Source organism: Rhodospirillaceae bacterium, from assembly GCA_016712715.1.
GTDB lineage: Bacteria > Pseudomonadota > Alphaproteobacteria > Dongiales > Dongiaceae > Dongia.
This window is the reverse complement of the sequence record JADJQM010000001.1, coordinates 1,070,244-1,082,603: the sequence shown is the minus strand read 5'-3', so window position 1 is coordinate 1,082,603 and position 12,360 is coordinate 1,070,244. Positions and strand designations below refer to the sequence as shown.

Annotated in this window: 11 protein-coding genes; 7 read left to right on the top strand and 4 right to left on the bottom strand. The window is 62.8% G+C overall.

All coding sequences use genetic code 11. The features are described 5' to 3' along the window. Positions 1-435: 435 nt before the first annotated feature. Positions 436-1,644: a UDP-4-amino-4,6-dideoxy-N-acetyl-beta-L-altrosamine transaminase gene (gene pseC / locus IPK59_05405; protein ID MBK8158229.1), complete on the top strand. Its 1,209-nt coding sequence runs from the start codon at positions 436-438 to the stop codon at positions 1,642-1,644. 41 nt (positions 1,645-1,685) lie between these two features. Then, positions 1,686-2,099, top strand: coding sequence for a large conductance mechanosensitive channel protein MscL (mscL, locus tag IPK59_05400; GenBank protein MBK8158228.1), 414 nt, complete (start codon positions 1,686-1,688; stop codon positions 2,097-2,099). Here the strand turns inward: mscL and IPK59_05395 are convergent, their stop codons facing one another. From IPK59_05395 to IPK59_05380, 4 genes are all read right to left on the bottom strand, one after another. Further along, positions 2,100-3,266, bottom strand: a complete 1,167-nt coding sequence (locus IPK59_05395; protein ID MBK8158227.1) for a hypothetical protein — start codon at positions 3,264-3,266, stop codon at positions 2,100-2,102. 3 nt (positions 3,267-3,269) lie between these two features. Beyond that, positions 3,270-4,763 (bottom strand): MBOAT family protein, encoded by a 1,494-nt coding sequence (locus IPK59_05390; GenBank protein ID MBK8158226.1) that lies wholly within the window; start codon positions 4,761-4,763, stop codon positions 3,270-3,272. Positions 4,764-4,805: 42 nt separating this feature from the next. Continuing rightward, positions 4,806-6,059: a hypothetical protein gene (locus tag IPK59_05385; protein MBK8158225.1), complete on the bottom strand. Its 1,254-nt coding sequence runs from the start codon at positions 6,057-6,059 to the stop codon at positions 4,806-4,808. Between the two features lie 128 nt (positions 6,060-6,187). After that, positions 6,188-7,354: a hypothetical protein gene (locus tag IPK59_05380; protein ID MBK8158224.1), complete on the bottom strand. Its 1,167-nt coding sequence runs from the start codon at positions 7,352-7,354 to the stop codon at positions 6,188-6,190. A gap of 150 nt (positions 7,355-7,504) precedes the next feature. Between IPK59_05380 and IPK59_05375 the strand changes: the two genes are divergently transcribed. The 5 genes from IPK59_05375 to IPK59_05355 all read left to right on the top strand — a co-directional run bounded on the left by IPK59_05375 (position 7,505) and on the right by IPK59_05355 (position 12,277). Continuing rightward, a complete protein-coding gene (locus tag IPK59_05375; GenBank protein MBK8158223.1) occupies positions 7,505-8,506 on the top strand; it encodes a 4-hydroxyproline epimerase in 1,002 nt (333 codons plus the stop codon). Between the two features lie 52 nt (positions 8,507-8,558). Next, the gene (gene upp / locus IPK59_05370) at positions 8,559-9,212 is read left to right on the top strand and encodes a uracil phosphoribosyltransferase (GenBank protein ID MBK8158222.1); all 654 of its coding nucleotides are present in this window, start codon (positions 8,559-8,561) and stop codon (positions 9,210-9,212) included. 12 nt (positions 9,213-9,224) lie between these two features. Continuing rightward, positions 9,225-10,706: a glycerol kinase GlpK gene (gene glpK, locus IPK59_05365; protein ID MBK8158221.1), complete on the top strand. Its 1,482-nt coding sequence runs from the start codon at positions 9,225-9,227 to the stop codon at positions 10,704-10,706. Then, the gene (locus tag IPK59_05360; protein ID MBK8158220.1) at positions 10,706-11,362 is read left to right on the top strand and encodes a hypothetical protein; all 657 of its coding nucleotides are present in this window, start codon (positions 10,706-10,708) and stop codon (positions 11,360-11,362) included. The genes glpK and IPK59_05360 overlap by 1 nt, the downstream gene beginning before the upstream one ends. Before the next feature lie 195 nt (positions 11,363-11,557). Then, a complete protein-coding gene (locus tag IPK59_05355) occupies positions 11,558-12,277 on the top strand; it encodes a hypothetical protein (protein ID MBK8158219.1) in 720 nt (239 codons plus the stop codon). Positions 12,278-12,360: the final 83 nt, after the last annotated feature.

Here is a 12,360-nt window from a genome sequence, read left to right as displayed (position 1 = left end):
CGTCGACCTCGGCCTTTTCGACCAGGTTCACATGGGGCGGCAGAGTGGGTGCAAGAAGCTTCAGGCGCAGCTGCCGTTCGGCATCGGCCTCGTTCTCCGCCAAGATCTCGCCATGGAGCGTCGGCAGGCCTTTGCGCTGCTGAATCCGATAGATGAAAACTTTCGGCTGACCTTCGCCGTCCTGGGCGTCCGTGCCGTCCAACTCGGTCATCTGCGGGGATACTCCCTGCCTCACTTGGTAGATGCCCGCACCAGCGGTGCAGGCGGCTGCGACTCAGGTCTTGTGGATAACTATAGCAAGCCTCGGTCGCACCGACTCTAAGGAAGAATAGTTAATACCTTATGTCTCGATACGCCTCCTGACTGGCGTGGTCCGGTATGGCCCGCTATAGGTCTTAGTCCCAGTCTATCCATATCAGCCGCGTCAAAGAGATCATGAGCAACAATTCCTTTCTGCCCTACGGCCGCCAGAGCATCGACCAGGACGATATCGCCAGCGTAACCAAGGCTCTGCAGGCCGATTACCTCACCACCGGTCCCGGCGTCGGTCGCTTCGAGCAGGCCTTCGCCGAGATGGTCGGTGCGCGTTATGCCATCGCCAGCAACAGCGGCACGGCGGCGCTCCATCTCGCCTGCATAGCGCTGGGTCTGCAGAAAGGGGATGCGGTCATCGTGCCGACCCTGACCTTCCTCGCCACGGCCAATGCGGCGCGCTATTGCGGGGCCGATGTCATCTTCGCCGATGTCGATGCCGATACGGGGCGGCTGACCGCCGCGACGTTGGCGGCGGCGCTGTCGAAGGCGGGCTCGGCCAAGGTGAAAGCGGTGCTGCCGGTGCATCTCAACGGCCATTGCGCCGATCTCACCGCCATCCGCGCCCTCACCGAGGCGCGTGGGATCAAGGTGATCGAAGACGCCTGCCACGCGCTGGGTGGCATCCATCAATCGGGCAACAGCAGCACGGCAAAGGTCGGCGCCTGTGCGCTCTCGGAACTCGCCTGCTTCTCGCTGCATCCGGTCAAGACCATGACCACTGGCGAGGGTGGCGTCACCACGACCAACGACCCGAATCACTACAAGATCATGCAGACCTATCGCAGCCACGGTATGGTGCGCGACGCGGCCGATTTCCGGCACCGCGATCTGGGCTTCGGTCCCGATGGCCAGCCGAACCCCTGGTATTACGAGATGCAGGCCCTGGGCTGGAACTACCGCATCACCGACTTCGCCTGCGCGCTCGGCGAAAGCCAGCTCGCTAAATTGCCGCGCTTCATCGCGCGCCGCCGCGAACTCACCGCCCTCTATGACAAGCTGCTGCCCGACCTCGCGCCGAGGCTCAAGATCGTGCCGGCGCAGCCCGGCGATAACGCTGCCTTGCACCTCTATGCCGTGCTGATCGATTTTGCCGGGATCGGCAAGTCGCGGGCGCAGGTCATGGCTGAACTGAAGGCGCTGGGTGTCGGCACCATGGTGCATTACCTGCCGGTCCATCAGCAGCCCTATTACCGCGATCTCTACGGCAAGCAGGACCTGCCGGGTGCGGATTCCTATTACGCCCGACAGCTCTCGATTCCGCTCTATCCCGATATGACGGATGCGGATGTAACAAGGGTGGTCGGCGCCTTGCGGTCCGTCCTCGGCTGACCTAACCTGCCGGTCTCGACATGACGATGAAGGGGACGGCCATGTTCAAGGAATTCCGGGATTTTGCCGTACGCGGCAATGTGGTGGATCTAGCCGTCGGTATCATCATCGGCGCGGCCTTCACCGGCATCGTCAATTCGCTGGTCAAGGACATCATTATGCCGCCCATCGGCTGGATCCTTGGCGGCATCGATTTCTCGAATTTCTTCATCGCGCTGAGCACCGAACATTACGACACGCTCAAGGCAGCGACCGATGCCGGCGTGGTCACGATCAATTACGGCCTGTTCCTCAATGCCTGCATCAATTTCCTGATCGTGGCCTTTGCCATCTTCCTGCTGGTCAAGCAGATCAACCGCTTCAAGAAGGCGGAAGAGGCGGCACCCGCCCCAGGCCCCTCGGAGAGCGAGAAGCTGCTGGCCGAAATCCGCGACCTCTTGAAGAGCAGCCGCTGACTATTTCCGGCAGCCGAGGCTGTTGAAATCGGCTTCTGGCGCGCGGCCTTCACGCGCCACGGTGGCGCGACCCTTGTTGGCATCGATCAATTGGCGGATGAGGGGGCGATCGACCGCCTGATCAAGATGGCTGCTGGGGTCGGCCGCCATGGCATCGATCACCCGCAGATAGGTCACTTCGCCGCCGTGAATGCCATCGACAAATTCGCACGGATCGGTGCCGAGGCTCGATGGGTCGTGGAAATCGAAGGTGAGGACCGGCAGCGATGACAGGCGGCGGCGCACCTCGTTGACGATATTGGGCTCCGACTGTTCTGCCACCCATTCATAAATTGGGCCGGCAACCGGCGGCAGCACGACCATGACTTCGACATCATGGTCCTGCAGCTTGTGGATCAATACTTCCAGCCGGTGCCAACTCGCTTCCGAAAATTCGTTCCACGGCGCCCGGTCGTTGCGCTTCGATTGCCGTGCCATATCCTTCAGCGTTTCGGCAAAGCCCACATCGCTGCCGCCGGCCTGCTCGGTGAGGCTGATGCCGTAGTCATAATGACCGAAAGGATCCCAGCCGGCATCGCCGAAGCGGGCGGGCAGGCCGATGCCGGGCAGCAGATCCTCGGGCGAAAACAGCAGGGTCGACAGATTCCGTGGTGTCAGCGTGCCGTTCCACAGCCACACCGCAGGCTGCGTCAGTTCATGGAGTGTCAGCGGCGTCTCCGGCGAAGCGTCCGTCGGTGCATCCGGCCGCCTGGTTGCGCTTAGCCACCACCAATCCAGGGCGATGATCATTTGCCTGGGACGATAGCGTTCGAGCACCGCGTTGACGAAGATCTCACCGGATTCAAGATCGCGCATGGCGCCGCCGGCATTGATCGCTTTGCTGCGCCAGGGATCGGCAATGAACTGCATCGCGCGTGACGAACCCAGCAGCACGACCTCGGCCTCGGCAAGCCTCGCGCGTTCGATCTTGTAGGGGCGCGGCCGATAGAACAGCCCCGAACTGTAGCGGACATCGTGCTCTTGCTGGATGCTGGCGGCGGTGATCGGATCGATCGTCTCGCCGGCACGATGCAAGGCGAGGTAAGAAATGCCCAGCAGTCCGAAGGCAATTCCCAGCGGGATTGCGAACAGCAGGGCGTAGCGAAGATATGAGCTTTTTCTTTTCATGTTTCAGAACTGGAAATAGAGGAATTCGGATTGCCAGCCGAGGATGGCGACGGCGCCGGCCGTCGTCACCAGACCCGCCGCCAGCGCCCATCCGGCCACCGGGCGCCATTCCAGATAGCGCTCATAGCGCCCGAGATGGCGCCGCGTCAGCGTCACCAGCTTCAGCGTCGGCGCATAACGGCGGAAGATCTCGGTGCTGTTGGGGGCGAGCGTCGCGATGAGGCCGGCGATCAGGATCACCGGCCAGCCATCCAGCGGCAGATCGGGCAGGTTGGGCGTCTTCAGGCCGAAGCCGCTGGCGCCCACCAGGGAAGCCAACACGCTATGCGCCGTGGCGACGTCGACCGCCTTGAAATAGACCCAGGCCACCATCACCACCAGCATGGTGATGAGCCAGCCCACGGGCCGCGGCAGGGCGAACCCGCGGCCTTTGCAGAAGCCCGACCACAGGCGCTGCACCACCAGGAACGCGCCGTGGAGCGCGCCCCAGATGATGAAGGTCCAGCCCGCGCCATGCCACAACCCGCCCAGCAGCATGGTGAGCAGCAGATTGGCCAACTGCCGCGCCGTGCCGTGGCGATTGCCGCCCAGCGGGATATAGAGATAGTCGCGCAGGAAACGTGACAGGGTCATGTGCCAGCGGCGCCAGAAATCGGCGATGTTGACCGCCTTGTAGGGCGAATGGAAATTGGCCGGGAAGCGGATGTTGAACATGCGCGCAAGGCCGATCGCCATGTCGGAATAGCCCGAGAAATCGAAATAGAGTTGCAGGCTGTAGGCGAGCGCCCCCATCCACGCCTCGACCAAAGTGAGGTCGGCGCCGGCATGGGCGGCGGCGAAAGCGGGATTGGCGATCTGCGCCAGCGTGTCGGCGATCACCGTCTTCTTGAAGAGGCCCAAGCCGAACAAGGACAGGCCCACCAGGATGTTGATGGCCCGTGGCTTCAGGAAACCCGGCTGGCGGATCTGCGGAATGGCCTCGTTGTGATGCACGATCGGGCCGGCCACCAGCTGCGGAAAGAAGGTCACGAACAGGCAGAAATCGATCAGCCGGTAATGCTTGGCCGACCGGCGATAGGCATCCACCAGATAGGCGATCTGCTGGAAGGTATGAAACGAAATGCCGAGCGGCAGGATGATGAGGCCGAGACTCCAATCCGTGCCGGCCGTGTCGTTGACAATGCCCAGGAAGAAATTGACGTATTTGAAATAGCCCAGCACCACCAGGATGAGCGCGATGGCGGCGGTCAGAATGAGCCGCCGCGCCCGATTGGAAAGATCGGTCCGCTCCAGCTGACGGCCGACCAGGAAGCTGAACACCACCTCGCCCAGGATGAGGAGGATGTAGATCGGGCTCCACCAGGCATAGAAGAACACCGAGGCCAAAGCGAGAAAGCCCACCGCCATGTCGCGTGCGGCGAAGCGGCCGAGCAGGAAAAACAGCGCCAGTGTCACCGGCAGGAAGACGAACATGAACTGGTAGGAATTGAAAAGCATGCTAGGGCCTCGGTGTGGGCGCTGAGAGGGAATTCAAGGCGGTCACGAAGACTTGTCGCAGCCGAGGTCGAGGAAATCGACTTCGGGCGGCACGTCACCCGGCCGCAATTCGCGCAAGCGCGCATGGCCGGCATTGCTGGCAATGAGGCCGGTGACCATGTCGCGGTCGATCGCCTGCCCGAACTTGGTGCCGCCGAAATTGCCGATGGCATCGAGGATGCGCAGATAGGTCACTTCGCCGCCATGGAACCCGTCGACGAATTCGCAATCGGAGGACCCCAACGCGCCGGCATCGGAAAAATCGAACAGGCGCGCACCGATGCTGCCAAGGGCATCACGCCAGAGCGGCACCAGCCGGTTTTCGGCATCCTGGTCCATTGCCGCCTGCACAGGCCCGGCCAGCGGCGGGACCAGCAGGATCACTTCGATCGATTGTGTTTCCAGCTCCCGCACCAGGTCGCGCAATTGCTGCAGTCCTTGCGCGGACGGTGCGACATGAACGTTCATCTTGCTCGACTTCCTGGCGCTTTGCAGGCGCTTCAAGGTGCGCTTGAACTGCCTGTCGTCGCTTTTCATGCCACCGTCAATCAACGTGCCGTAATCATAGCGGCCATAGACGTCCCAGCCGCGTCCGCCGAATTTGGCAAACGCCCCGATGCCCTGCGGCAGCGCGTGAAACGGCGACAATCCTTCCAGGAACGAGCTGAGGTGAATGGCGTCGTCTGCCACCCACTGCACCGGCGTCATCAACTGGGTCAGGGAAACCTCGACCTCGTCGCTCAACGTGCCGGTGGCATCGATCTCGTCATCGCGGTTAGGGTTGAACCACCAGAAATCCAGCCCGAGCAGGATCGACTTCGGCTTGTGGATGGCGATCGCGGCGCGGGTGAAGGCGACTGCCTGGTCCAGGGTGTTGGCGGCACCACCCGCATTGAGGACCGAGCCTGAAAAAACCTCGCCGGCAAACGGCATGACGCGGGACGAACCGACCAGCAGGAAATCCGGCGTCTTCAGCCGATAGCGTTCCAGCTTGTAGGCGTAGGGGCGGTAGACGAGGGCCGGTCCATAGAGCGTACCGGTCTCATCCTGGAGCCTTGCCGCCGCGACGGGTCCGGTCGTTTCCTCCACCCGTATGAGGAAGGTGTAGAGAGCTGCCAGGACCAGTACCGCGATCAGGATCGGCACAAAGAAAATTGTCAGGTAGCGCGCCGTGCGCCGCCGTCCGACGGACGCCGTGCGCGGACCGCCGCGCACAGGGTCGGATACGTGATCCGGAAGGACATTTTCCTGGGTCATGCGGGCACAGAATCAGTCGGTTGAGATAGCCAAGGCCGGGGCCGGGTTATACCAACTGGCTGGCCTGATGTCATGCCCCGCCGCATGTCCGGAAAATGGTTAACCGCATGGCCCTGTTGGTGTTTTTCTCAGCGCGCCTTGTCGCAGTCACTGTCGCGGTAGAGCGATCCTGGCGCTGCATCCGCTGGCAACAGCTCGACAAGGCGCTTGTGCCCGATATTGCTGGCAATCAGGCTCGTGACCAGATCGCGGTCAATGGATTGGCTGAGGATCGTGCCGCCCGCGCCCGCGATCGCCTCCAGGGCGCGGATATCGGTCACCTCGCCACCGGTAAGATCGTCGACGAATTCGCAATCGGACGACCCCAGGACGACGGCATCGTCGAAATCGAACACGCGCTGGCCCGTGGCGCGGAGGGCGTCGCGCCAAAGGGGCACCAGCCGGTTCTCCGAATCCCTGGCAAGGGATGCGCGGAGCGATGCGGCCATCGGCGGCACCATCAGGATCACTTCGACGGACTTGTCGTTGAGTTCGGCGAGGAGGTCGGTGAATTGCGCCAGGGCCGCCGGCGACGGGGCGACGCGAACATCGCGCAAGCCGGCTGGCTCGTCATTGTCGGCCGCGGGACCATCATAGCGTCCATAGGCGTCCCAGCCCTGGCCGTTCAACATCGCCAGGGCGCCGATGCTGAAGCTTTCATCACTTGCGGGAAGCAGTCCACCAAACCAGTGGCCGGGCGAGACCTGTCCGGTCAGCAGCCACAGCGCGGGACTGTGGAGATGCGCGGCGAAATTCGGCGCGTCAGCAACCGACGGGCCGGCCGGCGGCGCATCGGGATGGAACCACCAGAAATCGAGGCCGATCAGAATTGATTTGGGGGGATGCAATGCCACCGCCGCCCGGACGAAGCTGGTGAGCTGGTCGAGCGAGCCAGCGGCCCCTGCCGCATTGTAGACCGTCGTCGCGAAAGCTTCGCCGGGCAGGGCGGACAGCCGCCGCGAGCCGATGACGAGAATATCGGGCCGCGTCAGGCGATATCGTTCCAGCTTGTAGGCATAGGTGCCGACATCGGAGGCCGGTCCATAGAGACCGCCATGGGTCTCCTGCCGCCCGGCCGCGAGGGTCGGCGCCATCAACTCCTGGCTCCGCCACAGAAGGATGGCGCTGGCGCCGCAGAGCAGGCCTGGGATGAGCACAAGGAGTGCTACAAGCAGCACCCAGCGACCAGGGTGGCTGTCCCGCGATTGTCGGCGGAAGCTGAGGCCGGAGGACCTGATGACACGCTTTGAAGACATCTTTTCTCAGGTCATCTGCGGCAACGAATCACAAATGGGACTCGGTCGGTTGAAGATTGCCAAGGCCGGGGCCGGGTTATATCAATTGGCGGGCTCGCTGTCATGTCCGGCGGCGCCAACAACTTCCTTACCCATCAAAAGGTTAACCACATGGCCCGATTCACCTTCTCCTGCATCGACGCGCATACATGCGGCAATCCGGTGCGGGTCGTGTCGGGGGGCGGACCGCAATTGACCGGCGCCAGCATGAGCGAGCGGCGCCAGCATTTCCTCAAGGAATTCGATTGGATCCGCACCGGCCTGATGTTCGAGCCGCGCGGCCATGACATGATGTCCGGCAGCATCCTCTATCCGCCGACCCGGCCCGATTGTGATGTTGCCATCCTGTTCATCGAGACCTCGGGCTGCCTGCCGATGTGCGGCCATGGCACCATCGGCACGGTGACGGTCGCCATCGAGAACGGTTTGGTGCGGCCGAAGAAACCGGGCGAACTGCGCCTCGACACGCCTGCGGGCCTCGTAGTCGCGACCTATGAACAGGTCGGCGACTATGTCGAATCGGTGCGTCTCACCAATGTGCCGGGCTTCCTGCATTCCGAGGGGCTGGAGATCGATTGCCCGGAGATCGGGCCCATCAAGGTCGACGTAGCCTATGGTGGCAATTTCTATTGCATCGTCGAACCACAGGCTGGCTATCGCGACATGGCGGATTTCACCGCCGGCGAGCTTATTGCGATGAGCCGCGAACTCCGCCGCCGGATGAACGAGCGCTATACCTTCCAACATCCCGAGAACCCCACCATCCAGGGCCTCTCGCACATCCTGTGGACAGGCAAGCCCACCGTCGCCGGCGCCGATGCGCGCAACGCGGTCTTCTATGGCGACAAGGCGATCGACCGTTCGCCCTGCGGCACCGGCACCTCGGCGCGCATGGCGCAGCTTGCCGGCAAAGGGCGCCTCAAGGTCGGCGACAATTTTGTCCATGAGAGCATCATCGGTTCGCTCTTCAAGGGCCGGGTCGAGCAGGCGGCAACCGTCGGCAACAAGCCGGCTATCGTGCCGTCGATCGAAGGCTGGGCGCGGGTCACCGGCTTCAACACCATCTTCATCGACGATCGCGATCCCTACAAACACGGTTTCCAGGTCATCTGACGCGCATCAATCAAGAAGCAACGAACCCGGCGACGGGAATAGGGAGCGGCCCATGGTCAAGACATTCAAGGAATTCCCGACGCTGAGCGTGCTCGATCATCCGCTGATCCAGCACAAGCTCTCGATGATGCGGGACAAGTCGACACCGACCACCCTGTTCCGCCAGTTGCTCAAGGAGATCGCACTCCTCATGGGCTACGAGCTCACGCGCGATCTGCCGATGACGACCCAGGAGATCGAAACGCCGCTCACGAAAATGGATGCGCCGGTGATCATGGGCAAGAAGATCGCCGTGGTGCCGATCCTGCGCGCCGGCCTCGGCATGGCGGATGGTCTCATGGAACTGGTGCCCGCCGCCCGCATGGGCCATATCGGTCTCTACCGCGACCACGAGACCAAGCGGCCGGTTGAATATTTCGTGAAGCTGCCGGAGCCCGAGGGCCGCATCTTCATCCTGGTCGACCCGATGCTGGCGACCGGCCACTCGGCGGCGGCGGCCATCGACACGCTCAACAAGCGCGGCATTTCCGATGACAATATCCGCCTGATGTCGCTGGTGGCAGCCCCCGAAGGCGTCCGCGTCGTCCAGGCGGCGCACCCAAGTGTGCCCATCTTCGTGGCGGCGCTGGATTCCCATCTCAACGAGCTGGCCTATATCGTGCCCGGCCTCGGCGATGCCGGCGACCGGCTCTTCGGCACGAAATAGGGGGCGATCATCATGGCCAAAGCGGATCTCATCCTCGCCATCGACCAGGGCACCACCAGCACGCGCGCCATCGCCTTCAGCCTGCGCGGCGAACCGCAGGCGACGGTACAGAAGGAACTGCCGCAGATCTATCCGGCCGATGGCTGGGTCGAGCATGACCCGGAGGAAATCTGGCGCGCCACGGTCGAGGTGAGCCCGGGCGTCATCGCCAAGGTGGGGGCCGAACGCATTGCTGCCATCGGCATTACCAACCAGCGCGAAACCACGGTCGTCTGGAACCGGAAGACCGGCAAGCCGGTGCACAATGCCATCGTCTGGCAGGACCGGCGCGGCGCCCCCATGTGCAAGCAGCTCATCGCCGATGGCTGGGAGCCCAAGATCCAGGCCAAAACCGGCCTCCTCATCGACAGCTATTTCTCGGCCACCAAGATTGCCTGGATTCTCGAGAATGTTGCAGGCGCGCGTGAATCTGCCGAGCGCGGCGAGCTTGCCTTCGGCACCATCGACACCTTCCTGCTCTGGCGCCTGACGGGCGGCAAGGCCCACGCGACCGATGTCACCAACGCCTCGCGCACCATGCTCTGCGACATCCACAAGCTGGCCTGGGATGATGAACTGCTGTCGCTGTTCAAGATCCCGCGCTCGATGCTGCCGGAAATCAAGGAGAACGCCGCCGGTTTCGGCACGACCGATCCGCGCGAGCTGGGCATCGCCTTGCCGGTCGCTGGCATGGCCGGCGACCAGCAGGCAGCCCTCATCGGTCAGGCCTGCTTCACCCCCGGCATGATCAAGAGCACTTATGGCACCGGCTGCTTTGCCTTGATGAACACCGGCACCAAAGCTGTCCTCTCGAAGAACCGGCTGCTCACCACCGTCGGCTACAAGCTGAAGGGCGAGACCGCCTATGCGGTCGAGGGCAGCATCTTCATCGCCGGCGCCGCCGTGCAATGGCTGCGCGACGGCTTGAAGCTCATCCAGCAGGCGGGCGAGACGGAAGTGCTGGCCCGCTCCGTGCGCGGCACGGGTGGTGTCTATTTGGTGCCGGCCTTCACGGGCCTGGGTGCGCCCTATTGGGACCCGATGGCGCGTGGCGCGCTCTTGGGACTTACCCGCGACACCGGCATCGCCGAGATCGTGCGCGCGGCATTGGAGGCCGTCTGCTACCAGACCCGCGACCTCATGAGTGCCATGATTGCCGACACCGGCACCGATGTGCAGAGCTTGCGCGTCGATGGCGGCATGGCGCGCAACGATTGGGTCATGCAGTTCCTGGCTGATCTCCTCCATGTGCCGATCGGGCGGCCTGTGGTGGTGGAAACCACGGCGCTCGGCGCGGCGATCGCGGCCGGGCTTGGCACCGGCATCATTCCCGATCTCAAGACCGCCGCCGCCAGTTGGCAGCAGGAGCGGGAGTTCAAACCGGAAATGGCCGAGGCGGATCGCGATCGCCTCTATGCCGGCTGGAAGACGGCGATCGGGCGGATCAGGTCTTAGTGCAGCTCATGCGGATCGCGGTTCTCGTTTCCCTGCTCGCCTCGCTGCTCGGGGCATGTGCATCCGGTGGCACGACATCCTCCCACAGCCAGTATCCGGAGCAGTATGACACCACTGTACTGGCCGACACGGCACATCAAGACAAACTGCGGGCCATTGGGGCGGATGTGCGTGTCAAGCTGGCAAAGGCCTGCACCCAATCGGACCCTACATTGCCTTCATGGTCCGAATCCCACAGCCTGCTATCACTGGCAGCTTGCTACGACAGCAAGATCAAGGAGGCGTTCAACGAACCTTTGGGCGAAGCATCCTGTGCGGCCGAGATGGAACGGGACAATTTCTTTACCTGCCTGATGGCGGGCAGCTACCTCAATGACATTCTGCGCAACATGGACAGCCCGAAGGTCCTGTCGACCGAGGAATGGCAGGACCTGAGTCTGGCCGTGAAAAACGTCAATGCCGAAATCGCGGCACAAAGTATGTTCCAATGCGCCAAGTCGACCGCGGCCGATTGTCAGCTGGCGTTCCTGTTGCGGGCATACGGCCTCGGTGATGAGGCTGGTGATATCTGTGCGCGCCAAGTCGATGCCATGGGCTGCCTGATGCGCGAATCCATGACGATCTTCATTAAAGATCGAGCGCTCTTGATCTGGTAGGTGCCCCGGGCCTGGTCGTCGACGCCACCTGAGCTTTGGACGACCCAGGACAATGTCGCCTCGCAAAGGGGATTGCCTTTGGCCGGGCGAGCCGACAATATCCGCTGATCGTAGTAGTCGTTCTGCGGCGAACGATTATCCAATAAGTAGCGGCGCTGATCTCATGGTCGCGCGAATCTGAGAGGGTCATCTCCCATGTTCATGAGTGTTCGGCGCATCTTGCCCGTGGTCACTTTCGCTATCGCCATGAGTGGCCTGATGGGCTGCCAGGCCAGGCAGGAGTCGACCAGCGCCACCACGCCGCCCCCCGCGACATCGAGCAAGGTTACGGCGCCTGCCGTTTCGAGCAGCACCACGGCCCTCGACAACAAGACCAACGGCGTATTTGATGCCCGCATCGAAGCGGCAATGAAAGAAATGTTTTCGAAGGCGATGGCGGCCTGCGCCCGCGACCACAGCGTAGTCGCCAGCAAGGCCGGGTTGATGGGCTGCTTCAATGAGAAGACGGCTCTCGCCATCGACCCCAGCGGCGCGGCCAACGAAAATTGCGGCGGCTTCGAGGAACCGGAGCAATCTTTCAAGTGCATCCTGATGGGCTCGATGCTGATGCGTGTGCGGGAACAGTCCAAGGTGCCCATCTCCGCCGCGGCCTGGCAGGATATCGAAGGCGTGTTGGCCGGCGAAATGGCCGTCATCGCCCTTGACGAATCCTTTGCCTGCACCAAGTCCGGCCATACCGGCGACGAAGCGGCCCGTGCCTGCCTTGCCGATCGGCTGGTGGGACGCCTCGGCGGCAAGGCGGAAGATGGCCGGTCATGCCTCGCGGTTGAAGATGATTTCATCTTCGGCCAGTGCATCGGTGAAGCCGCGGCATTGGAGCTGATCGAGAGCGCGGCGACGCGCGTCGGTTCATAGCTGGGCAATGATGCAGTGAAGCATGGGTCCGCGGCTCGTGGCATCCTTTGCCATGGACATTCGTTGGGCGGTGATGATCGCGC

Excerpts from the sequence above, each read along its gene's own strand:
- pseC (MBK8158229.1), top strand. The coding sequence starts at position 436 with ATGAGCAACAATTCCTTTCTGCCCTACGGCCGCCAGAGCATCGACCAG.
- mscL (MBK8158228.1), top strand. The coding sequence starts at position 1,686 with ATGTTCAAGGAATTCCGGGATTTTGCCGTACGCGGCAATGTGGTGGAT.
- IPK59_05395 (MBK8158227.1), bottom strand. The coding sequence starts at position 3,266 with ATGAAAAGAAAAAGCTCATATCTTCGCTACGCCCTGCTGTTCGCAATC.
- IPK59_05390 (MBK8158226.1), bottom strand. The coding sequence starts at position 4,763 with ATGCTTTTCAATTCCTACCAGTTCATGTTCGTCTTCCTGCCGGTGACA.
- IPK59_05385 (MBK8158225.1), bottom strand. The coding sequence starts at position 6,059 with ATGACCCAGGAAAATGTCCTTCCGGATCACGTATCCGACCCTGTGCGC.
- IPK59_05380 (MBK8158224.1), bottom strand. The coding sequence starts at position 7,354 with ATGTCTTCAAAGCGTGTCATCAGGTCCTCCGGCCTCAGCTTCCGCCGA.
- IPK59_05375 (MBK8158223.1), top strand. The coding sequence starts at position 7,505 with ATGGCCCGATTCACCTTCTCCTGCATCGACGCGCATACATGCGGCAAT.
- upp (MBK8158222.1), top strand. The coding sequence starts at position 8,559 with ATGGTCAAGACATTCAAGGAATTCCCGACGCTGAGCGTGCTCGATCAT.
- glpK (MBK8158221.1), top strand. The coding sequence starts at position 9,225 with ATGGCCAAAGCGGATCTCATCCTCGCCATCGACCAGGGCACCACCAGC.
- IPK59_05355 (MBK8158219.1), top strand. The coding sequence starts at position 11,558 with ATGTTCATGAGTGTTCGGCGCATCTTGCCCGTGGTCACTTTCGCTATC.